General features: G+C 63.6%; 17 protein-coding genes. 3 read left to right on the forward strand and 14 right to left on the reverse strand.

The window, feature by feature from the left end:
* Window positions 1–69: 69 nt before the first annotated feature.
* The 4 genes from rpe to AC1DX6_RS02970 form a co-directional block, all read right to left on the reverse strand.
* A complete protein-coding gene (rpe, locus tag AC1DX6_RS02955) occupies window positions 70–747 on the reverse strand; it encodes a ribulose-phosphate 3-epimerase (protein WP_477311047.1) in 678 nt (225 codons plus the stop codon).
* Between the two features lie 140 nt (window positions 748–887).
* Window positions 888–2,846 (reverse strand): hypothetical protein, encoded by a 1,959-nt coding sequence (locus AC1DX6_RS02960; protein ID WP_477311049.1) that lies wholly within the window; start codon window positions 2,844–2,846, stop codon window positions 888–890.
* A gap of 141 nt (window positions 2,847–2,987) precedes the next feature.
* A complete protein-coding gene (locus tag AC1DX6_RS02965) occupies window positions 2,988–6,833 on the reverse strand; it encodes a DUF7929 domain-containing protein (protein ID WP_477311051.1) in 3,846 nt (1,281 codons plus the stop codon).
* A 10-nt stretch (window positions 6,834–6,843) separates the two neighbouring features.
* A complete protein-coding gene (locus AC1DX6_RS02970; RefSeq protein ID WP_477311053.1) occupies window positions 6,844–8,811 on the reverse strand; it encodes a hypothetical protein in 1,968 nt (655 codons plus the stop codon).
* Between the two features lie 468 nt (window positions 8,812–9,279).
* Here AC1DX6_RS02970 and AC1DX6_RS02975 point away from each other — a divergent pair, with 468 nt between their 5' ends.
* Together AC1DX6_RS02975 and AC1DX6_RS02980 are read left to right on the forward strand one after the other, a co-directional pair.
* Window positions 9,280–10,872 carry an ABC transporter substrate-binding protein gene (locus AC1DX6_RS02975; RefSeq protein WP_477311055.1) on the forward strand — a complete coding sequence of 531 codons (1,593 nt, stop codon included), beginning with the start codon at window positions 9,280–9,282 and terminating at the stop codon, window positions 10,870–10,872.
* 10 nt (window positions 10,873–10,882) lie between these two features.
* Complete coding sequence (locus tag AC1DX6_RS02980) at window positions 10,883–11,743, forward strand: hypothetical protein (protein WP_477311057.1); 861 nt, start codon at window positions 10,883–10,885, stop codon at window positions 11,741–11,743.
* Between the two features lie 12 nt (window positions 11,744–11,755).
* On the opposite strand, the gene AC1DX6_RS02985 is transcribed toward AC1DX6_RS02980, so the two are convergent.
* The 7 genes from AC1DX6_RS02985 to bcoG form a co-directional block, all read right to left on the reverse strand.
* Window positions 11,756–12,691, reverse strand: coding sequence for an alpha/beta hydrolase (locus AC1DX6_RS02985; RefSeq protein WP_477311058.1), 936 nt, complete (start codon window positions 12,689–12,691; stop codon window positions 11,756–11,758).
* 123 nt (window positions 12,692–12,814) lie between these two features.
* Window positions 12,815–13,597, reverse strand: a complete 783-nt coding sequence (locus AC1DX6_RS02990) for a carnitinyl-CoA dehydratase (RefSeq protein WP_477311060.1) — start codon at window positions 13,595–13,597, stop codon at window positions 12,815–12,817.
* Complete coding sequence (locus tag AC1DX6_RS02995) at window positions 13,590–15,668, reverse strand: acetate--CoA ligase family protein (protein WP_477311062.1); 2,079 nt, start codon at window positions 15,666–15,668, stop codon at window positions 13,590–13,592. The genes AC1DX6_RS02990 and AC1DX6_RS02995 overlap by 8 nt, the downstream gene beginning before the upstream one ends.
* A 64-nt stretch (window positions 15,669–15,732) precedes the next feature.
* Window positions 15,733–16,896, reverse strand: coding sequence for an acyl-CoA dehydrogenase family protein (locus AC1DX6_RS03000; RefSeq protein WP_477311064.1), 1,164 nt, complete (start codon window positions 16,894–16,896; stop codon window positions 15,733–15,735).
* A gap of 4 nt (window positions 16,897–16,900) precedes the next feature.
* Entirely contained in the window at window positions 16,901–17,995 is a 1,095-nt protein-coding gene (locus tag AC1DX6_RS03005) for a carnitine 3-dehydrogenase (protein ID WP_477311066.1), read from the reverse strand.
* Window positions 17,992–18,621: an HD domain-containing protein gene (locus AC1DX6_RS03010; RefSeq protein ID WP_477311068.1), complete on the reverse strand. Its 630-nt coding sequence runs from the start codon at window positions 18,619–18,621 to the stop codon at window positions 17,992–17,994. The genes AC1DX6_RS03005 and AC1DX6_RS03010 overlap by 4 nt, the downstream gene beginning before the upstream one ends.
* A gap of 12 nt (window positions 18,622–18,633) precedes the next feature.
* Window positions 18,634–19,557: a 3-dehydrocarnitine:acetyl-CoA trimethylamine transferase BcoG gene (gene bcoG, locus AC1DX6_RS03015; protein WP_477311070.1), complete on the reverse strand. Its 924-nt coding sequence runs from the start codon at window positions 19,555–19,557 to the stop codon at window positions 18,634–18,636.
* Window positions 19,558–19,635: 78 nt separating this feature from the next.
* Between bcoG and AC1DX6_RS03020 the strand changes: the two genes are divergently transcribed.
* Window positions 19,636–20,616 (forward strand): GlxA family transcriptional regulator, encoded by a 981-nt coding sequence (locus tag AC1DX6_RS03020; protein WP_477311072.1) that lies wholly within the window; start codon window positions 19,636–19,638, stop codon window positions 20,614–20,616.
* Between the two features lie 10 nt (window positions 20,617–20,626).
* Here AC1DX6_RS03020 and AC1DX6_RS03025 read toward each other — a convergent pair whose 3' ends face one another.
* The 3 genes from AC1DX6_RS03025 to xylA form a co-directional block, all read right to left on the reverse strand.
* Window positions 20,627–20,830, reverse strand: a complete 204-nt coding sequence (locus AC1DX6_RS03025) for a hypothetical protein (protein ID WP_477311074.1) — start codon at window positions 20,828–20,830, stop codon at window positions 20,627–20,629.
* Between the two features lie 270 nt (window positions 20,831–21,100).
* Window positions 21,101–21,856 carry an SDR family NAD(P)-dependent oxidoreductase gene (locus AC1DX6_RS03030; protein ID WP_477311887.1) on the reverse strand — a complete coding sequence of 252 codons (756 nt, stop codon included), beginning with the start codon at window positions 21,854–21,856 and terminating at the stop codon, window positions 21,101–21,103.
* 213 nt (window positions 21,857–22,069) lie between these two features.
* A complete protein-coding gene (gene xylA / locus AC1DX6_RS03035) occupies window positions 22,070–23,395 on the reverse strand; it encodes a xylose isomerase (RefSeq protein ID WP_477311076.1) in 1,326 nt (441 codons plus the stop codon).
* Window positions 23,396–23,501 lie beyond the last annotated feature (106 nt).

Below are 23,501 nucleotides of genomic sequence, written 5' to 3' on the forward strand. Positions count from 1 at the left end.
TGAGCTGCGCGCATCACCACGTCCGGCAAGGAGTTTCTGAATTGTCCACAACTTGTTCTCGACGCTGCGTCAGCTGGCAGCCTGGTCCGCTGCTGTCCTGATCGCCTCGATGTTTGCCCGATAGGCTTCGACGCTGCCACCCTTGAAGATGGCGGCACCCGCCACCAGCACGTCGGCACCGGCGGCAGTGACCAAAGGCGCGGTTTCAGGCGAAACGCCGCCATCGATCTCGATGCGGATCGGCCGGTTGCCGATCAGCGCCTTCACCCGTTTCACCTTGTCGACGATGCCGGGAATGAACGCCTGGCCGCCGAAGCCGGGGTTGACGGTCATGATCAGGATCAAATCGAGCCGATCAAGCACATATTCGATCATCGTTTCCGGCGTTGCCGGGTTGAGCGAAACACCGGCTTTCTTGCCGAGATTGCGGATTGTCTGCAGCGAGCGGTCGAGATGCGGCCCGGCCTCGGCATGCACGGTGATGCCGTCGCAGCCGGCATCGGCGAAGGCCGCCAAATAGGGATCGGCCGGCGCGATCATCAAATGGCAGTCGAAGAAGGCCTTGGTGCGGTTGCGGATCGCCTTGATCACCGGCGGACCGAAGGTGATGTTGGGCACGAAATGCCCATCCATGACATCGAGATGGATCCAGTCGGCGCCGGCCGCCACCACCGCCTCGACCTCGTCGCCGAGCTTCGAAAAATCCGACGCCAGCACCGATGGCGCGATCAGGGTCTTCCTGGCCATGTCCGCTTTCCCCTTGAGTTGCTTCCGCCCTAATCGTCTCGGCGCTGCTTGTCGACAGGAATCCTGCGCGAACAGCCTGTCTGTGCAACGCAGGAGAGGCGGCACATGGCCGCCTCTCCAGATTTTGCAGTGCCGGACGTTCAGTTCACGTGCAACCGCGGTCTGGCCAATCCCGGCGCAAACGGCTTGCCTTGCTTCAATCCTGGCAGATTGAACGTCTTGAGGGGTTGCTTGGGCACGCATTGCCCACGCACCAGTCTTTCCGTTGCACGGCAGGCAGTGCCGATGACCTTGTCCTTTACGCATGCCTTGCCAACCAGATGGTAGCCGCGCTTGCAGTCGATAATGATCGGAGGCGTCCTCACGCACACCCCGTTGACGCGCTGTTCATTGGGTTTGCACCGGTCGGCGATCACAGGATTTCTGACGCATTTCAGACCGACCTGATGAAAGCCCGGCAGGCAGTGGATGCTGACGCCGATGCATTTGCCGTTGACGAGTTTTTCGGTGCTGCGGCATGCAGCCACAAGCGGCCTGTCAACGCATTTGCCACGGATCAACTTCTGGCTCGGCAGACAGTCGCGACCGGGATCGGTAGTGACCGAAGGACGTTTCGGCTCCGGCTTGCCGGGATCGGGACGCGTATCGACGGTGAAATCATCGGCACTAGGGTCGAAGATTCGCTTGATACAGGTAAAATCCTCGCTGTCCTTGTCGACGGTCGCGATCGCCCCACCCTGCTTGATCTCCTGCAGCGTGCACTGGATCGAGCGTGTTCTCGAGATGCTGAGATCATGCATCGCGCTCGCCTTGAAGGAGCCGCCCTGATTGAACGCGACCGTCGTGCCGGTGAAGAAGGCACCATTCGAGCAGCCAATCCGATAGTGGAAGGCGCCCGGCGCATCGCGTTCGACCTCGAACGCCACCTGGCCCTTGCGCGGGCAGAGCTTCTTGAAACCCGCGCTGTCGGACACGGTAACCTCGCCATGCCAGTCCGAATGCGCCGGCGGGTTGTCGGGGTTGCCCTGCGGTGTGTCGGTGAAGCCACCGCCGCCGGCGCCGGCGCAGTGGACGGTGATGTCCTTCCAGCCGTCGAAAGGCTCGAACGGGTCGTTGCCGACGATCTCGGTCTTGTACTGGAAGTACGCGGTCGCCCCGACATTCTCCCATTTCTCGTAGGTGGCGAAGTAGCCGTTCTTGTTCGCATCATAGGACGCCCAGGCCTGTTTGAACTCCGATGTGATCGGCCCGTTGTCCTTCTGCCGCCAGATGCGCATCGACACCGGTCCGGCCTGATTGGTTTGCGCGCGGCTGGTCACCTTCAGCGCCGGACACACTGTTCCGGGTGTCGAACCGGGCTGGTTCGACTGGTAGGTGGTCAGGAACAGCTTGACGTTCTCTGTCTCGAACTCGCCGAAGTCGGTGGCGATGTCCTGGGTGTTCGGCTTGACGACGGGATCGCAGACGACCTGGACGTCGAACGAACCGTGTTCGGCATAATGCGACTCGGAGAGCGGATAGGGCCAACTGCCGCCCGTCGCCTCTGTCGCCGCGTTGTCCATGTCGAGCGCCGTATCGGTCAGTGCCGAGAAGCTCGCGTGGAAGGTCTGCGTGAACGAATAGGACTTCGTCGGCCCATCGGGCTGGAGATGCTGGTTGCACTTGGCGACGATCTGGTCACCGTAGGGCACGACGGCAATGCCTGTATTCGACGACAGCGGGATGATGGAGGGATTGAAGGAGAAATTCTCCTGGTGGTCATAGTCGCGGCTCTCAGGCGTAGCACTCCAGATCGGCGGGAAGGCGCCACATTGGCCGGGTCCGCATGTACCCAAGGCTACGCCGACCTCCGCGACATAGCCTGGCCATCGCGTATCGATCTTCATATGGCCCCAGAACTGGACATTGCCGCCTTTCAGCGTGTCCCATTTCTGCTTGTCGCTCGAGCCGACGTGGATTGTCGTATTGGCGCTTTCGGTGTGGAACGACATCGACTTGATGTTCGCCTGCTTGGCGGAGGCCGGTGTGGTGGCGAGTGCGGCTGCGATCAGAGCAACAGCCGTCGCCGTGTTACCGAAGACATATTTAGCAGAAGACATTCTCTCTCTCCTGAAGTGTTCCTTCAGGAATTGGTCACCGCTTGCAGCATTAAGGTTCATCTGGCTACAGAAGAAATAGCCGAGCCAAAAGAAAACCCCGCCGGATTGCTCCGGCGGGGGTCTGTTCCTCAGTAGACAAGATTACGGCTTGAGGCCCTGGATGTTATTGCTTGTCGGGTCCTGCTGCAGTTGCACCTGCGGCTGGCGCCTTGGCAGCAGCTGCTGCAGGACGTTGGGGTTCAGCAACTGGGTCGGATCGAGCGTCGGCTGCCTGCGGTTCGGCCTGCAGTTCGGAAACCGCCCATGGGTCCCGTCCGGGCAGGGTCGAATTGTGATGATCGGCTCGCACTGTCCGTTGACCATATGCGAACCCGGCGCGCAGTCCGCCTGTGGCTTGCGGCAAGCGCCGTTGATCACCTGGGTGCCACGCGGACAGACACACTCACCGCGCTTGTTGTGGACCTGGCCGCGTATCTGGCATTGTTCCACGTCAGGCCGCTTGCGCCGGCAGGCGCCGTCGCTCACTTCCGTACCCCTCGGGCAAACACAATTGCCGTTGGCGTCGTGGACCTGGCCACGGATGGTGCACTGCTCCACGTCGGGCCTCTTCTTGCGGCAGGCGCCGTCGCTCACTTCCGTACCCCGCGGGCAGACACAATTGCCGTTGGCGTCGTGGATCTGGCCACGGATGGTGCACTGCTCAACGTCTGGCCTCTTCTTGCGGCAGGCGCCGTCCCTCACTTCAGTACCTCTCGGGCAGACGCAATCGCCGTTGGCATCGTGGATCTGGCCACGGATGGTGCACTGCTCAACGTCTGGCCTCTTCTTGCGGCAGGCGCCGTCCCTCACTTCAGTACCCCGTGGGCAGACGCAATCGCCATTGGCGTCGTGAATCTGACCGCGAATGGTGCACTGCTCGGGTTTGTCGGTCCTGACGCAGGCGCCGTTCTCGAGCTGGGTTCCGCGCGGACAGACACAGCGTCCGTCCTCGGTGCGGATCTGGCCCTTGAGCAGCACGCAGGGCTTTGGCTTCGGCTCGACGATGACACCGCCGTCGGGCGAGCACTGGCCGTTGCGGAAGGTGGTGCCTTCCGGACAGACGCACCTGCCGGCATCGTTCATCACGAAGCCCGCCGAGCACTCCTTCTTCACCTCGTTCTTGATGCTGAAGGGGTGGCAGGCATAGGCCTTGCCGCGGTCGCCCTGCACGTTGGTTGCATCACGGGGCAGCACGTCGCCTCCGCCTTGCACCTTGGTGTCGGGAGACAGCACGCCCACGCAGTTCCGGCCGTTGACGCTGCCTTGCAGATTGGCCAGGCGGCCGTCGTCGGGAATGACCACCGTCATCGTGTGGACGTGGCTTTCCCCGGCGCCGAGCGTCAGGTTGGCAATGCAGGACAACGGCAAGCTTGTCGGCTCCGGCGAGCAGCCGAAGGGCGGGTCGATCGAGGTGATCTCAACGCCTTCCAGCCGGCCGAGGCCTTCCACGCCGATCGCATCGCCGATGCGAACCGGACCGGAGAAGGGGCTCGTCCCGTCGTTCGTGATGGTGATCTCGAACGAGCAGGGCTGACCGGGCTTGCATTCGCTGTCACCGGTCTTTTCGACACGGATCGTCGAGACACCACCGCCCTTGGCGCAGGCCTGGCCGATCGGATAGACGATGTCGTCTCCGGGAGCCGGGCCATAGGAGCCGCGTGCGCAGTTCTCGAACTCGCCGTTGGCCGACACCGTCACGTCGAAGTGACGGCTGGTTCCGGGCGTCATCACGGCGCCGGGAATCTGGCATGACAGCGCATTGGCCGGAACCGGTCCGCACGCCCATTCCGCGCCGTCAGGGGTGACGGTCTGGATCTGGACCGGCGCTCCGCCAGCCACCAGCTTTGCGGCATCGTTGACCCGCACCGGACCGGTGGGGGCAGCGGTGCCAAGGCTGATGACAGTGATGCGGCAAGAGACGACCGCCGCACCGGCCAGCGAGCCGTTGCACACCTTGGTGATGCGCAGGGTCGGCTTGCCGCCATTGGGATGACGGAAGCGTTCCTTGGCGCAGGCCTTGTTGTTGGTGAGGTCGACCTCACCGGGGATGGGCTTCAGCGCAGCGCAGTTCTCGACCGTGTCCGACTGGTAGCCGGCCGGCATCACTGCCTTGACGACGATCGCCGTCGAGGCGCCCGGCATAAGCACGATGCCGGCATTGTCGCAGCGGAACTGGCCGGGGCCTGTCGGTCCGCATGTCCAGGGTGGTGACGGGCCGAAGGTCGAAGATGCCGGCGCGCCGCCCGGGTAGTTGTCGATGACCGTCAGCGGCCCGATATAGGGGACGCTGCCGTTGTTGAAGATGTCGATCACGAAGTAGCAGATGCCGTCGGCCGTGCAGACCGGGATGCGAGCACGCTTCTTCAGGATCAGGTCGACTTTCTTTTCGACTGGCGGCTGGCAGTCGCGGTCACGATCGCCACGCCGGCAGATCGGGATCGAGGCGCAGCCCCTGTCGTTTTGCTGGCTGCCGAACAGCGGTTTGCCGCTGGCCGGATAATTGTAGGTGGCGCAGTTGCGCAACACCTTGCCTTGCCAGCCTGCGGTCGGCTTGAAGCCGAGCTTGAGGTCGACAAAGGCCCCCGGATTGAGCGTGGTCACCGGATAGGTGCACGTCATCGGCGTGGTTCCGGGCACGCAGACCCAGGGCGGGTTCGGCCCTGAATCGAGGGTGGAGCCGGCGGGCAGCGTCACTTCGTCGAGCACGATCTTGCCGTGATAGGGGCCTGTGCCGACATTGGTGACCCTGATGGTGAACTTGCAGCCGCCGGCCATCGTGCAACGCTGCACCTCGGCACGCTTTTCGACCTTGAGATCCGGGTCCTTGGGCGGGCATCTGAGGTCACGCGGGATGACGATGTCGATGGTCTGCGTGCAGCACAGGCCCCAGCCCTCCTTCGGCCCGGCATAGGTTTCGATGCCGGTGACGATGAGGTGGATGACGTCGCCGGGCGATGCGCCGACGATCTTCCAGTTGAGCACACCGCCGCCCGCCGGCACCAACTGCGTGTCGGGGATGATGGTGATGCCGGGTGTCGTCGTCGACACCTGCACCCACTTGCCGCCCATCTCCGGGCCGACCGGCATATGGTAGATGAAGGCGCCGCCGCCGGGCACGCAATCGACCGTGCCGCGTTCCACCTTGAAGCATTCCTGGTCGGGCGGTGGCGGCCGCTTGTCGCAGTTGGTGAGGTCGATCCGGATCGAGGTCTTCACCCCGGTCTTATAGTCACCATCGTCGGGTTTGTTCGGATCCTGCGACGGGATGATGGTCCCGGTGCCGGCTCCGTTCGTCACCTTGATCAGGCCCTGATTGTCGACGACCGTCGGCGAGGGAAACGCCGCACGGTCGATCTTGGCGGTGATCTGGAAGTTGATGACGCGTTCATTAGGAGCGCCCGCACCGTCGAGATCGGTGGCGGAAAGCCGGAAGTCGGACACCGTTGCCGTATCGTTCGGATCAGCCGAGGTGGTGATCGAAACGCCGGGCAGCGGGCCGCCGGAAGCGTCCGTGCCGTCGCCCGACACGTGCGCGCCGACGATCGAGAGGCCGTGCGGAAGCTGGTCCTTGAACTCGATCTTGAGCTTCTTCAGGAGATCGGCCAAGCCTGGATCGGCAAAGCTCTGCGCATTGCCGCGCAGGCCGAAGCTCAGGGAATAGACGACATAGTCGCAGCTTCTCTGCACGCCCTTCTTGGTGAAGAACGGCACGACCCGTTCGGGCCGCGGATTGATGACGCGCGGATTGTCGAGGTCGAGCCGCAGCTCCGGGGTTATCGGAGCGGCGTCTTCCGCTTGGGCGAGCACGGGAGTGTACATGGCGACCGCGATACCGGCCGCCATCAGCCAGCGCGCGCCGCGCCTGGCGTATGACAGGGGTTTCATGATCGTCTCCATGACGGTTGACTGATTGCTGTTTGCGAGCGGGGAGAGGGTTGAAATGTTCATCTTCCCCTCCTCAACGTTCACAGCTGATGGCTGGCGTTCTGAGCGGCACGGTCATCTTGCAGCAAGGGTAATAACCACCCTTGTCCTTGTCGGACTGCCTGTAGAAGCAAAGCCCGACATCGACGGTGTCGCCAGGGTAATGGCCGGTGATGTTGACCGTGTAGGGCGCGCCGGGAACATGCGACTGGGATGATGTCACCCCGACGCCCGGTGTCCTCGACTGAGCCTTGATCGAATCGCCGCCAAAGCCGGCATGGTCATGGAGATAGAGATCGGCCTCGAGGCCCGACGGCGTGCAGTAATACTGGACGTCCTCGATATCGAGGCAAGGAGGCAGGTCGCCGGGGGGTGGGAAGTCCGGCGGATAGAAAGGTGGCAGATAGCCGCCCGGTATTTCCTCATAGTAGCCGGCACGGCCCTCGCAGGGGTGCCAGACCTCGACGTCGCCGACATGACCTTCGACTTCGGGGTCTTCGAAATAGCCGTCGAAGTCGACGAACCACGAGCCGAAGGGCGGCACGTTAGCCGGCTTGACCAGTTCCTTCGGCGTGATCTGCACGCCATGCACGGCCAGCGGCCCGCCGGCGGCGAGCTGTTCGGCAAGTGCCGGGTTGTCGCGCAATTTGTCGCCGGTGTTGACCAGCGTCTGCGTGCACACACCGGTGTCGAGGTTGCCGTCGGCATCATAGCCATATTGCAGGTCGAGGCCGCCGGCCGACTGCCGGTTGCCTTGCGGGAAGCCGACCGCATATTCCTGCGGCACTTCCACCCAGACCGATTCCGTCGCCGGATCGTCCGGATTTTCGAGCCAGTAGCGGATCACCTCGCCTTTGCCGGAATCGGCGAACTGGCTGTAATCGTGCCGGTTTTCCACCGGGCCGCGCTGGGCCAGGTACATGAAGCCGTTATTGTCGAAGGCGATATCGGTGACCGCGTAGTCCTTGTCGGCACTGACCGTCAGTTCCCAGCGCGGGTCGCCGGCAAAGCTGCCGTCGCGGGCAATGCCCACCGACCAGATCTCCGCCTTTTCGCCGACCGAATAGTAGAGTCGGCCGCCATGATAGGCGACGGACCAGACACGGCGTTCGTCCTGCGTATAGCCCCATGTGTCGGGGTCTTCCGAATCGAAAGCGGCGCCTTGGATGTCCATCACCGCGCCATCGTCGGCGAGCGGGGCGAGCCCGTGCGCCGGGCGTCCGGCGACGCCGTGATCGAACGTGTCGATCAGCGTGCCGTTGGCGTCGATGCGGTGGATGAGGCCGGTGTCGAGATCCGAGGCAAAGAACTGGCGATGGATGCTGTCGAAGCTGACGTCGCCAATGCCGGGACCGCTGTTGGTGTCGATGTCGGCGAATTTCGAAACGGCGCCTGATATGCCGTCGATCTTCCAGATCGTGCCCGGTCCGCCACCGTTTTCAGTGCCGAACTGGCCGTCCATGAAGGTGGCGCCCGCCGTGCCGCGGCGCCGCCGCTCGGGGCGGCCGTCCGCGTCTTCGTCAGGGGTGACGATGCGGACGCCGTGCAGCGAAGTGGCGCCGGCATAGAGGTTCGGAATGCCGGAGGGGACGCCGTCGCGCACGCCGTCATCATAGGTGATGCCGAAGACCTGGCCGATCTGCTCGGCTGTCACCTCGAAAGGCGGCGGTGTGTAGACGAGTTGGCCGGAGGCCGGCCCACCCAGCGCTGAAACGTCGAAAATGCGCAAGGTTGCGCGCGTCGTGTCGATGAAGGTTTCGTCGACCGGATCGACGCCCGGCGGCAGGCCTTCCTCGAAACCGGGAATGATGGTGCCGGAAAATCCGGTCACCGCCATCGAGCCGGGATAGATGATCTGGGTTTGCTGATCCTGTGCCTGGGCGGAGCTGCCGAGCCAAAGACTGGCGGCCAGCGCCAGTGCCACAAGACCACTCGATATTTGGATTACGCGGCGCCAACGGCCAGCAGTGTTGGACACGAACGAGCCGTGGTTGCCAGACATGAAACTACCCCCGTAGCCTACGGGAGAAACGTCCAGCTTTGCCGCGCGAACTAGCGCAAGGCGCGGCGTTCCGGCTCGTTCGTCCCCGATCGAATTGTCTGCTTTCCTCAAATTCACGATACGCCGGCTCTTACGCAGGGTCAACGGAATCAGCGAGAAGCCCAGCGCGTCCACCCGTTCCCGAAGGCGGTGATCGCGCTGAGCTCCTGTTGTTCCCGGAGACCGTGGAGTCTCTGGGTTTCTGGTCATGGCGGACGTTCCTTTCCGGGCCGCACCATGCGGCACCTGAGCGTCAGTCGCAGGCTGGAGCGGAAAGGTTCATTGCAAAACGGCGGCTGGGTCTGTTTGCCATTTCACAGAAGCGGCGACTAATTCTTTGCCGTCAGGCAGCCTGGCGCAAAACACCGACCGGCTTACTTACCGTCAGTGCCGGCTTCTGCTAGCGTCATCCCAACCCTGGGGGGTATCATGACACGCAGGCACTTCGTACTGTTGCTGGCCGCGGTTTTTCCATGTGCGTTGCCCGTCCATCAATCCATGGCCAAGACCCTGGTCTATTGCACCGAGGCCAGTCCGGATACGTTCGACCCGGCGCTCGCTTCCGGCACCCGCGACGCCTCCGCCACCACGCTCTACAATCGCATTGTCGAGTTCGAGCTGGGCACCACCAAAGTGCGCCCCGGCCTGGCGGAAAAATGGGAGGTTTCCGACGACGGTCTCACCTACACGTTCCATCTGCGCCATGGCGTGAAGTTTCACACCATCGAGGGTTTTGCGCCGAGCCGCGACTTCAACGCCGACGACGTGCTGTTCACCCTGGACCGTCAGGAAAATGCGCAGAATCCGTTCCACAATTATGCCAACCGCCCTTACACCTACTTTGACGGCATGGGCATGCCGCGCCTTGTCGCCGGCTGGCGCAAGCTCGACGACTACACCGTCGTCATGACGCTCAAGGCGCCGCATTCGCCGATGCTTGCCAGCCTGGCGATGGATTTTGCCTCGATCGTTTCCAAGGAATATGCCGACAGGCTGCTCGCCGAAAAACGGCCGCTCGATCTGGCGGTGAAGCCGGTCGGAACCGGTCCGTTCCAGCTTGTCGACTACCAGCAGGATGCGGTCATCCGCTACAAGGCCAATCCCGACTACTGGCGCGGTCGGCCGAAGATCGACGATCTGGTCTTCGCTATCTCCACCGACGCCAACGTCCGCATGGAGAAGCTGCGCGCCGGCGAGTGCGATGTCATGCCTTATCCCAATCCGGCCGATCTCGAGGCGATCAAGGCGACGCCCGGCATCAAGGTGATGCAGCAGGAAGGCCTGAACACCGGCTATCTCGCCTTCAACACCTTGCAGAAGCCCTTCGACGATCCCCGCATCAGGAAGGCGATCGACATGGCCATCGACAAGAAGGCGCTTGTCGATGCGGTGTTCCGCGGCACCGGCAAGGTCGCCCGCAATCCGCTTCCGCCAACCTCCTGGGCCTATGACGGAACGACTCCCGACGCTGTTTTCGATCCGGCTGCTGCCCGGCAGGCGCTCGCCGCCGCCGGCGTCAAGGATATGCATATGAAGGTCTGGGCGATGCCGGTGCAGCGTCCATACAACCCGAATGCCCAGCGCATGGCCGAAATGATCCAGTCGGATCTGGCAAAGATCGGCGTCACCGTGGAGATCGTCACCTATGAGTGGGTAGAGTATCTCGCCCGCTCAAAGGCACTCGACCGCGACGGCGCCATGCTGTTCGGCTTCACCGGCGACAATGGCGATCCCGATAATTTCCTCTCGGTGCCGCTGGGTTGCGCCGGTGTCGGCGCCACCAATCGCGCCAATTGGTGTTTTCCCGCCTTCGACGAAGTGCTCAAGCAGGCAGCCGGGATCGTCGATCCCGATGCCCGGACAAAGCTCTATGCCAAGGCGCAGCAGATTTTCAGGGAACAGACACCTTGGGTGGTGATCGCCCATTCGGTGGTGTCGGTACCGATGCGCGAACGCGTCAAGGGCTACGTGATGGACCCTTTCGATCATCACGACTTCTCGAGTGTCGACGTCCAGGACTAGCGTGCCGTCCATGCGCGCGGATCTCGATGTTTACGTGGAGAGCCTGGGCAATTTTCGCTCAGGCGAGGAGTATTCCGTCCAATCGCTGCTGCCCTATCTGGAACAGGCTGGCATGACGGTGCGCGTGCTCGATCGCCCGGCGCGTGCAGATAGGGCGCCGGCGGCCCTGCTGCACATCGACCTGACCGTGGTGCCGCCACTCTACCACGAGATCCCTGAACTCTACGACCGCACCATCAACGGCCGTGCGCTGTCCATCCATCGGCACCTCTATTCGACGCTGCGGCTGAAGGCCGGCGACAGCCATGCCGGTCCGGTCGTCGTCAAGACCGTGCTCAACAGCAAGGGCCGGCCCGAACTGCGCTGGCAGCAGTACCGCAATGGCTGGACACGGGCGGCGCATTTCGTCCGCAAGACCTTCGAGCCCGGCTACAAGCAGCGCCTGTGCCCACCCTATCGCGTCTACGAGACCATGGGGCAGGTTCCCGCGGAGGTCTGGTCAGACGATCGGCTGATGGTCGAGAAGTTCGCCCTCGAAAACCTCGACCTGCCGATCGTCAAGCACCGCTACATGTTCCTGCTGGATGCCGAGGTCAATATGCGGCAGGCCTACAATGACGTGCTATGCGCCGGGTCGAAAATCCTCAGCAACGAAGAGGGTGGCCCGGTTCCACCGGAAGTGGCGGCGCTGAGGCAGCGGCTCGGGCTTGATTTTGGCGCCATCGACTACTTCATCATCGACGGCAAGGGCATCGTCGTCGACGCCAACAAGACCGTCGGCTCCAACCCCGACTGGCTGAAGCAGAACCGTTTCCGCCAGGAATTCAACGATCGCATGGGAGCGGCGCTGACAAGGTTCGTCCGCGGCTGAAAAGGCAGGCTGTCACCAGACCCATGCGCCCTTGCCGAGCGCCGATACTGCGTCGACGATCCGGGTAAAGCTGGCGCGCGCCCGGCCGACCGTGTGCCTGGCCCTGAGATAGCCATGCACCAGGCCTGGCTCCTCGAACCAGTACGCCCGCCCGCCGGCGGCAAGGACGCGGTCGCGATAGGCCTCGCCGTCCGACGACAGCGGATCGCACTGGGCGGTGATCAGCACCGTGGGTGGCAGATAGGCAAAATCGGCGTCGGCGAGCGGCGACAGCGTGATGTCGCCAGTCTGGTCCACGCCTCCGGTGCGGATGTTCCTGTAGAAGTCGAGGTCGCGCATAGTGAGCAAAGGCGCTTCGGCATGCGCGACGTAAGAGCCGCGCGAACGATCACCGCCAAGGTTGGGATAGAGCAGCATCTGGCCGACGGGTTTCTTCGTGTGTCCGCGCGTCGCGTGGCTGACGGCGGCGCAGAGATTGCCGCCGGCGCTATCGCCGCATAGCAGGACCGGGCACTTGTAGGTCGTGGCCGCCCATTCGAAGGCTCCCATGACATCGTCAAAGGCGGCCGGATGCCGGTGCTCAGGCGCCAGCCGGTAGTCGACGGAGACGACTTCGTGGCCGGTGCGGGCGCACAGCTCGGCGCAGACATCGTCATGGCTGTCGAGCCCGCCGAGGATGTGGCTGCCGCCATGGACATAGAGCACCATGGCCGCCTTGCTCGGCGTCGCGCTGCGGTAGATGCGTATCGGGATGTCGAGGTTGGCAATGACGGTCGTTTCCGCCGTCACGCCCTCGGGATAGCCGGCAAAGAACTCGCGGCACATGCGGTCGTAAACGCTGCGTTGCTCGGCGATCGTGTAGTCGATCGCGTCGGGCGGATAATAGGAATTGGTCCGCTCGATGAAGGCCCAGGTCTCGGCATCGATGAGGGTTTTGTAGTCGGTCATGAAACTCCTTTACCTCCCCCTTGATGGGGGAGGTCGCCGCAAAGCGGCGGGTGGGGGTGGCGGCGCGTCACCCCACCCCGGACCTTCGGTCCGACCCTCCCCATCGAGGGGAGGGTAAAGAGGCTACTTCCCCTTCCACACCGGCTCGCGCTTTTCCGCAAACGCACGAAAACCTTCCATACCGTCCTCGGAGCCGTAGAGGGCATCGACCGTCGGCAACTGGCGGCGCGTCACCTTGTTCATCGCGTCCTGGAAGGTCAGCGCCTCGGCCACCCGCGCCGTTTCCTTGATCGCCGCGAAGACCAGCGGCGGGCCGCTTGCTAGCAGCCGAGCGATCTCCCAGACGCGGTCCTCGAGCTTGTCCTTGGGCAGCACCTCGTTGACCAGGCCCCAGCGATGCGCCTCGGCGACATCCATCCAGCGGCCGGTGAGCAGAAGGTCCATGGCGACATGATAGGGAATGCGCTTCGGCAATTTGATTGTCGCCGCATCGGCCAGCGTGCCAGCCCGGATTTCGGGCAGCGCGAAGGAGGAATGGTCGGAGGCGTAGATGAGGTCGCAGGACAGCGCCAGTTCGAAACCGCCGCCAACCGCCATGCCGTTGACGCAGGCGATGACCGGCTTGTTGAGATCACGCAGCTCCTGCAGGCCGGCAAACCCGCCGACGCCATAGTCGCCATCGACGGCATCGCCGCCGGCCGCCGCCTTCAGGTCCCAGCCGGCGCAGAAGAACTTGTCGCCGGCGGTCCTGACGATGGCGACGCGAAGCCCCGGATCGTCGCGGAATGCCTTGAACGTCTCGCCCATCAGCCGCGAGGTCTTCAGGTCGATGGCGTTGGCCTTCGGCCGGTCGAGCGTGACCTCGAGGATGGTGCCCTCGCGGCGGGTCGAAATGACGTCAGACATTCTTCTTGTCTCCCAGCACCAGCAGCGCGTCGGCGATCCAGGCGCCTTTGCCCTCGGTGCAGACGATCAGCGGGTTGATGTCGAGTTCCTCGATCTCGCCGGCATTCTTCTGCACGAAGGCGGCAATGCCCGAAATGGCTTCGATGGCCGCCTGGACATCGGCTTTCGGCCGGCCACGATAGCCCTCGAGCAGCGGGAACAGTTTCAAGCGGCGCAACGCCGCCTCGATATCGTCGCGCGTCGCCGGCAGCATCAGGGTGACGCTGTCGCGCAACAGCTCGACCAGCACGCCCCCGGTGCCCAGCGTCATCACGGCGCCGAACATCGGGTCGCGGGTGAAGCCGACGATCAGTTCGGCGACGCCATCGCGCACCATGCGCTCGACATAGAGCCCGGTGCCGAGCGGCAGCAGATCGTGCGCCGCAGTGCTGACGGATTCGGCGTCCTTGAGGCTCAGCCTGACAGCGCCCACTTCCGACTTGTGGGTCACGCCGAGCGCCTTCAGCGCCACCGGGAAACCGAGCGCCATCGATGAGATGACGGCCTCGACCGCATTGGCGGCGCGTTCGCCCTTCGGCACCGGCAAACCGGCCTTGATCAGCCGCTCCTTTGCTTCGGCCTCGTCAGGCGTCACATGGCCGCCTTCGGAAGCGCCGGCAGCCGATGTATCGATCGACTGCGCCTGCGGCTCGGCCCAGGCCCAGCCGATGAAGGCCGCCGCGCCCGCGGCGTCCATGGCCTCGGAAATGCCGAACAACGGCACCATGCCGCGCGCCATCAGCCCGGCGGTGTATTCCTCCGGCAGGTTCTCCGGCAACGAGGAGACGATCGCGCCTTGCGCCGAATTGGTCTTCAGAGCCGATTCGAAGGCGCGCAATGTCGCCCACCAGTCGGTGTCCGAACAGCGGTCGGGGCGTGGGAAGTCGAGCACCAGCATGTTGAGGTCGAAGCCGCCCGACACCATGGCGGTGAAGGTGGCGGTCATCGCCGGCTCGTTGTTCCAGATGAAGGTGTGGTAGTCCAACGGGTTGGCGACAGCCACCAGCGGCCCGAGCGTCGATTTTACATGCCGCCGATGCTGGTCCGTCAGTACGGGGAAATTGACCCAGCGACCTTCGGCACTGTCGGCCATCACCGAAGCCTCGCCGCCCGAACAGCTCATCGATGACAGCCGGTAGCCGGGCAGCGGCCCGGTGATGTGCAGCAGCTTCAGCGCCTCGATGAAGGCGGGGATGGAATCGACGCGCGCAATGCCGAGCCGCCTCAGGAAGGCGCCGGACGCCGCATCGGAACCGGCCAGCGAAGCGGTGTGCGAGACGGTCGCTTGTCTGGCCTGCTCGGAGCGGCCGACCTTCATGGCGATGATCGGTTTTTTCAACTCACGTGCTCGCGCCGCCAGCCTTTCAAAGCCGGCTACCGAATCGAAGGCTTCGATGTGCAGTCCGAGCGAGGTGACGCGGTCATCCTCAATCAGCCCGAGCGCCATTTCCGACAGGCCGGTCTGCGCCTGGTTGCCGGCGGTCATCAGAAAGGCAATCGGCAGGCCGCGCTTCTGCATCGTCATGTTGATGGCGATGTTGGACGATTGCGTGATGATAGCGACGCCTTTGCCGCTCTCGGGCAACCGGATACCGCCATGCTGGTCGGGCCACAAAAGCGCGCCGTCGGCATAGTTGATCAGCCCGTAGCAGTTCGGCCCGATGATCGGCATTTCGCCGGCGGCAGCCACCAGTTCGTCCTGCAGCCGCTCGCCGTCGGCGTCATAGGCCTCGGTTTCGAGAAAGCCGGCGGCAAAACAGACGGCGCCACCGGCGCCGCGTTCGGCCAGCGCCTTGATCACCTCGATGGTCAGATGCCGGTTGACGCCGACAAAGGCAGCGTCCGGTGCGCCGGGAAGATCGGCGACGGAACGGTAGGCCTTGCGGCCGGAGACCTCATCCTTGGTCGGATGCACCGGCCAGATCTCGCCGGCAAAGCCCATCTTGATCGACTGTGCGACGACGGCGGCGGCCTGCGCCCCGCCAAACACGGCAATCGACTTCGGGCGCAGGAGACGTTCGAGTTTATGCATGGCCATCTTTTCGTTTGAGCATGATCTCTGCCAAACCGGTACCGGTTTTGGCGTCCATCATGCTCTAAGCTCCGAACGGACGCAGCAGCGCCCGCGAAATAATATGTCGCTGAATCTCCGAAGTACCTTCCCAGATGCGCTCGACGCGGGCGTCGCGCCAGATGCGCTCCAGCGGCAGATCGTCCATCAGCCCCATGCCGCCATGAATCTGGATCGCTTCGTCGGCAACAAAGGCAAGCATTTCGGTAGCCTTCAGCTTGGCCATCGCCATGTCCTGATCGGTGACGGTGCCCTGATCGTACTTCCAGCCGGCTTCGAACACCATCAGGTCCGCCGCCTTCAATTCCGTCGCCATGTCGGCAAGCTTGAACGACACGCCCTGGAATTTGCCGATCTGTTGGCCGAATTGCTGGCGCTGCGCGGAGTATTCGATGGCATGGCCGAGCGCCCGCTCGGCGCGGCCGAGACAAGTGGCGCCGACCTGTAGGCGGGTGGCGCCCAGCCAGGAATTGGCGACTTCGAAACCCTTGTGGACTTCGCCCAGAACCTGGGAGGCCGGCAGCCGGCAATCGTCGAATTCGAGGATGGCGTTGGTGTAGCCGCGATGCGAGACATTGCGATAGCCGTCGCGCACCGTGAAACCCTTGGTGCCCTTGTCGACGAAGAAGGCGGTGATCTTCTTGCGCTTGCCGCGCGCAGTTTCTTCCTCGCCCGAAGCCATGAAGCAAATGGCGAAGTCGGCGAGATCGGCATGCGAGATAAAGTGCTTGGTGCCGTTCAGCACCCAGTCGTCGCCATCCTGCACAGCGGTCGCCTTCATGCCGCGCAAATCCGAGCCGGCGCCCGGCTCGGTCATCGCCAGGCAGTCCCATTTCTCGCCGCGAATGCAGGGGAACAGATACTTTTCGCGCTGCTCCGGCGTACCGGCGAGCAGGATGTTGGAAGGACGCGCCACGCAGGTCCAGTGCAGCGCGTAGTTGGCGCGGCCAAGCTCCTTTTCGTAAAGCAGCCAAGTCACTGTATCCAGGCCGGCGCCGCCGACATCGGCCGGCATGTTGGCGGCGTAGAGCCCGGCCTCGATCGCCTTGACCTTGATCTCCTCGATCAGCTCGCGGCGCAGCACGCCGGTGCGTTCGACCTCGCGCTCATGCGGATAGAGTTCGTTTTCGACAAACGCCCGCGTCGTCTCGACGATGAGCTTCTGTTCTTCCGACAGACCGAAATCCATGGGGTCATCCCTTCTTCTTTTTCTTCGGCTTTTCGGCCTTCTTCACCGGCTTCGAAGCCTTGGCCTTTTCGGCCGCCTTGGAGGCGGTCGGCTTCTTCGCCGCCAGCTTGGCGAGCTGCTTGGTATAATCCTTGTGCAAGGCGCCGGCACCCCAGCCCTTGCCTTTGTTCTGCTTCGACAGCGCATCCATGATGGCGACCAGATTGTCGTCGCGGATCTTTTCCAGCTCGCGGATCGACAGGCCATGCGCCTGGTCGTCCGACTGCGTGGCGATCAGATCGACCAGCTCGTCGTTGAATTCCGGCACGTCCATCAGCTTGGTCCACGGCCATTTCAGGCACGGTCCGAACTGCGCCATGAAGTGGCGCATGCCGGCTTCGCCGCCGGCGACGCGGTAGACCTGGAACATGCCCATCTGCGCCCAGCGCAGGCCGAAGCCATAGCGCATGATGTCATCGAGTTCCTCGACCGTGCAGATGCCGTCCTTGATCAGCCACAGCGCCTCGCGCCAAGCCGCTTCGAGCAGGCGGTCGCCGACGAAGGCCTCGATCTCCTTGCGGATGACGACCGGCTTCATGCCGATCGAGGCATACATCTCCTTGGCGACCTCGATCGCCTCTGGGAAAGTCTGCTCGCCGCCGACGATCTCGACCAGCGGCAGGAGATAGACCGGGTTGAACGGATGGCCGACGACCAGCCGCTCGGGATGCTTCTTCATCGCCACCTGCATGTCGGTCGGCTTGATGCCGGAGGTCGAGGAACCGACGATGGCGTTGGCCGGCGCGTGGTTGTCGATCTCGGCCAGCACGCGGTGCTTGAGGTCGAGCCGTTCCGGCACGCTTTCCTGGATGAAATCGGCATCGGCCACCGCCTCGGCGATGGTCTTGGCGAAGGTAAGCTTGCCCTCCTTGGGCAGGCCGCCGGGCACCATCTGCTTATAGGCGCGGCGTGCGCCCTTCATCACCTCCGAGACCTTGCGCGAGGCCTCCGGATCGGGATCGAAGATCGACACGTCGATGCCGTTGAGCAGCAGCCGCGCCACCCAGCCGGCGCCGATGACACCGCCGCCAACGGCGGCCGCCTTGTTGATGATGCTCATGCGGAAGCTCCGGTTCTTGTCTTGGCTGTTTGGGGGTCGATGAGGGGCACGCGCTCGCCGGCGCGGATCACCGACGCGTCGTAAGCCTTGCGGGCAAAGACTTCGAGCACGAAGGGCCGGAAGAAGTCGATCGGCAGCGTCTCGTAATCCGGGTCGAAGCTCGACTGGTCCCAGCGTTCGCAGAATTGGTCGCAATCGTCGAAATAGGCGTGGCCGGCGAAGCGGTCGCGGGCGTGGCGGTTGCCGCCGAGATGGTGGGCGTAATAGAGGCGCTGGAAGTCGCCATGCTTTTCCACCACCCAGGTGCATTGCTCGCGCACGAAGGGTTTCAGGATCGAAGCCGCGTATTCGTCGTGATTGTAGGGCGCGTAGATGTCGCCGATGTCGTGGAGCAGGGCGCAGGCGATCCAGTCGATATCGGCGCCATCGCGCCAGGCCCGCGTTGCCGCCTGCAGCGAGTGGCCAAGCCGGGTGATCTTGTAGCCGGAAAGGCCCTCGTCGAGCTGCACCAAAGCGTCGAGCAGCCGCTCGCCGGTTTTCGCCGCATAGTCGATCTCATGCGCGGTCAGGAACTCGTAGTCGTCCCTGTCGCCATCCTTCATCGCGGTGAATTTGACGGTGGTCATCTCAAACCCCGCCTATGCAGCAGCTGCGATCGGCGCCCGCTTGGTCAGGTTCAGCTTCTTGCGCACTTCCTCGGGGCCCAAAATCCTGGCGCCGAGATTGGTGACGATGCTGGCGGCGCGCTCGACCAGCTGCGCGTTGGTGGCCAACACGCCCTTGTCGAGCCACAGATTGTCTTCCAGCCCGACGCGGACATTGCCGCCGGCCAGCACCGCTGCGGCGGCGTAGGCCATCTGGTTGCGGCCGATGGCGAAGGCCGACCAGTTCCAGGTCGACGGCACATTGTTGACCATGGCCATGAAGGTGTTGAGGTCGTCCGGCGCGCCCCACGGCACGCCCATGCAGAGCTGCACCAGCGCGTCCGGCTTCAGCACCTGTTCCTCGACCAATTGCTTGGCGAACCACAGATGGCCGGTGTCGAAGGCCTCGATCTCCGGCTTGACGCCAAGCGCCGTCATCATGCCGCCCATGGCGCGCAGCATGCCGGGCGTGTTGGTCATGACATAGTCGGCCTCGGCGAAATTCATGGTGCCGCAGTCGAGCGTGCAGATCTCCGGCAGGCACTGGCGCACATGTTCCATGCGGTTGGTGGCGCCGCCCATGTCGGTGCCTTTTTCGTTCAGCGGCAGCGGCGCTTCGGGCGAGCCGAACACCATGTCGCCGCCCATGCCGGCGGTCAGGTTGAGCACCACGTCGACATTCGCGTCACGGATGCGCTCGGTCACTTCGCGATAGAGATGCACGTCGCGCCTGGGCTTGCCGGTCTCGGGGTCGCGGACATGGCAATGGACGATCGCCGCTCCGGCCTTGGCCGCATCGATCGCCGAATCGGCGATCTGCTTGGGCGAACGTGGCACGTGCGGCGAGCGGTCCTGCGAGCCGCCGGACCCGGTCACGGCACAGGTAATGAAAACCTCACGGTTCATCGCGAGCGGCATCGGTCTCTCTCCCAAGTTCGATCAGACCCTAACAATGACCGACTTGCAGGAAACTGTTTTGCGTTTTACGAAGGCGCCATGATCAAAAGCGAAAAGCAAACGATCTTTCGCGCCGAGCGCTCGCCGCTCAAGGTAACGCTGCTGGTGTTTTCCGGCTCGTCGATCATGTGCGTGGCCTCCGCTGTCGATCCGCTGCGCGCCGCCAACCGCATTTCCGGCGAGACGCTGTTCGACTTCAAATTGGTCTCGGTCACCGGCGAGGCGCCGGTCACCACCTGCGGCCTGCCAGTGGCGGTCAGCGGCCGCTTCGATGCGGCGGAGGTGACCGACGTGCTTGTCGTCGTCGCCGGCTTTGGCACCCAGAACTATGCCACGTCAGCGCTGCTTTCCGGCCTGCGCCGCGCGGCCCGCGCGGCCCGCGCCTGCGGCGGCGTCGAGGCCGGTACCTGGCTGGTGGCCCGCGCCGGCCTGCTGGAAGGGCGAAGTGCCACCACCCACTGGGAGGACATGGAAGATTTCTCGTCGGCCTTTCCCGGCGTCGATGTCCGCCCCGACCGCTATGTCATCGACGGACCGGTCTTCACCTCGGGCGGGGCGTCACCGACCTTCGACCTGATGCTGCATCTCATTCGCACCCGGCTCGGCATGGCGGTGGCGCTCGATGTCGCCAGCGTCTTTATCTACGATCAGGCCCGCGCGGCCACCGACGCACAGCCGCTGGTCTCGCTCGGCCGTCTCGACGGCTATGACCCACGGCTGGCGCAAGCCATCCGGCTGATGGAATCGCATGTCGACCAGCCGCTGACCATCGCCGCTGTGGCCAAGCGCGCCGGGGTGACGGCGCGAACGCTGGAAAGCATTTTTCGCAAGTCGATCGGCGAGACGCCCGGCGCCTATTATCTCAGGCTGCGGCTGGGGGCGGCGCGCCGGCTGGTGGTCGACACAAGGGTGGCCATGGCCGACATTGCCGGGCGGACCGGATTTTCGTCCGCCGCGGCATTTTCCAGAGCGTTTTCAAGAGCTTTCGGCGAAGCACCCGTTAGGCTGCGCCGAGGGTAGTTCCAGTGAACTACGCGGCGTTCCGGCGATCGCCGCCATTGTCGATCTGTGAGCGCATCTGTCTCGCCAGACGCACTTCGAACCGGCTGCTGACAGCGCGGTCCCATTCGTTTTTCACATCGTCGGTCGGTCTCGGCAACGCCATCAGCCGATCGATGATCGATCCGGTCTCGCCGGATGAGAGCAGGGCGTCGATTTCGCGTTCGTGCTGCATATCGGTTCGCCTCCTTCCTTTTCACCCGCCACAGAAGCCATCTTATACGACTTCCGTGACGGCTGTTTGAAGGCAAGAGCGAGGTGATTGAGGGGCGGCACGAGGCAAAACCTTGTCGTCGGACAGGGTCCTGCGCAAACCAATTCCGGGGCGGCCGGATGTTATCCCGTCGTCCCTCAACGAATCGTCCTTCCGCCTCAGACGGAGTGGTTGACGATGTTCTCCAGATATTCCCGGCGGCCGGACTTCGGCTGCCGGTCGTTTCGGATTTCAGCCCTTGCGCTCCTGAAGGCTGTTGCCGCCATCGACCACCAGCAGGGCGCCGTTGACGTAGCTCGCACCTTCCGATGCCAGGAACACCACCGCTGCAGCAACCTCGTCCGGTCGCCCGGCCCGCGCCGGTGGCGTGTGCAGCGCAGCTTGCAGCTCCATTGCGCTCGACGAGCCCGTTTCGATCCAGCCGGGGGCCACGGCATTGGCCGTGATGCCGCTTTTTGCCACTTCGAGCGCCAGCGTGCGCGTCAGGCCGACCATGCCGGCCTTGGCGGCGGAATAGGCTGCTGTGCCTTCGAAAGACACCAGCGGCCCGGTAACCGACGCCACATTGACGATGCGGCCATAGCCCGCCTCTACCATCGCCGGCAAAAACGCGCGGGTAACCAGGAATACGGTCTTCAGGCTGACGTCGATCGCTTGGTCCCAGTCGGCCTCGCTCATGGCGAGAAACGCCTTATCGACCGAGGGCGATGCCAGCGAGCCCATGCCGGCATTGTTGACCAGGATGTCGATGGCACCGACATCGGCCCGCAGCCGCGCGACTTCGGCTGCGACGGTAAGATCGGTGACCGCGGCCTTGGCATTGATGCCTTCGGCGCAAAGCTCGGCGGCGCGATCGAGTACACGCGCGCTGGCACCGTTCAAGAAAACGGCATGACCGGCAAGGCCGAGCTGCCGCGCAATGGCAAAGCCGATGCCATCAGCAGCCCCCGCCCCGGTGATCAGAGCACGCTTGGTGGTAGAAGGCATGGTCAACTCAGACTCCGCTGGTTGCGCCGTCGCGGTCCTACCACGCACATTGGCGACCGTGCTGCGAAGAGTTGCCCTGCACCATTCCGCGCCGCATGATCGCTGGGCGCACCCAGGGTGGCTTCAAACGTTCGTGCAGGGCCCGCTTCAGGGGAACACCCGCCGCGGCGGCTTTCAGCCAAGCGCGGCGGATGTCAGTCCAGAGGTCAGGATTCAAACGTAGCGGTTGACGATGTTTTCGAGCAATTCCTGGCGGCCGGACTTTGGCTGCGGCTCGATCTTCTTCTTCACCACGCGCTCGGCGATCTCCTCCAGCGTCCGCTTGCCGGCGAGCATTGCCTTGGCCTCGGCCGAGTTCCAGCCGGCATAGCGTTCGGCCAGCGGACCCGACAGCGCCTTGTCCTCGACCATGCGTGCGGCGGCCTTCAGCCCGCGTGCGCAAGCGTCCATGCCACCAATATGGCCGATCAGCAGATCCTGCGGATCGAGCGACTGACGGCGCAGCTTGGCGTCGAAATTGGTGCCGCCGGTCTTGAAGCCGCCTGCCTGCAGCACCTGGTAGTAGGCCAGCGCCATCTCCGGCACATTGTTGGGGAACTGGTCGGTGTCCCAGCCCGACTGGTAGTCGTTGCGGTTCATGTCGATGGAGCCGAAGACGCCGAGCGCATTGGCCAGCGCCAGTTCGTGCTCGAAGGAATGGCCGGCGAGGATGGCGTGGCCCTGCTCGATGTTGAGCTTTACTTCCTTCTCCAGCCCAAAGCGCTTGAGGAAGCCGTAGACGGTCGCGACATCGTAGTCGTACTGGTGCTTGGTCGGCTCCTGCGGCTTCGGCTCGATCAGGATCGTGCCCTTGAAACCGATCTTGTGCTTGTAGTCGACGACGAGGCTGAGGAAGCGGCCGGCCTGCTCCTGCTCGCGGCCAAGATCGGTGTTGAGCAGCGTCTCATAGCCTTCGCGCCCGCCCCACAGCACATAGTTCTCGCCCTTCAGCCGCTTGGTGACGTCGATGCAACTTTTCACCGTCGCCGCCGCATAGGCGAAGACATCCGGATCGGGATTGGTGGCCGCACCGGACATGAAGCGGCGGTTGGAGAACAGGTTCGCCGTACCCCAGAGCAGCTTGACGCCGGTCTTTTTCATCTTGTCCGCGAAATAGTCGGCGATCTCGTCGAGGCGCGCAGCACTCTCGGAGAAATCCTTGCCTTCCGGGCGCACGTCCGCGTCGTGGAAGCAGAAATAGGGCGCGCCGAGCAGCGAGAACATCTCGAAGGCGACGTCGGCCTTGAGCTTCGCCAGCTCCATCGTGTCGATACCGCCGGCCTTGGGGAACCAGGGACGGTCGAAGGTCTGGCCGCCAAACGGATCGCCGCCCGGCCAGGCAAAGGAATGCCAGTAGGCAACGGCAAAGCGCAGATGATCTTCCAGCCGCTTGCCGGCGACGACTTCGTCGGGATTGTAGAACCGGTAGGCCAGCGGATTGGTCGAATCCGGCCCTTCATATTTGATCGTCTTGATGTCGCCGAAAAATCCGCTGCTCATGATTTTTTCCTCTCTCGAATAGTTCGCCCTGATTACCTCAGGCGTAATTGGTTTCGTTCTTCCGCTGACCGAAAAGGGTCATGTCAAAGCCACTCAACGAAGGAGA

The organism is Mesorhizobium sp. P2_C4 (genome assembly GCF_056404575.1).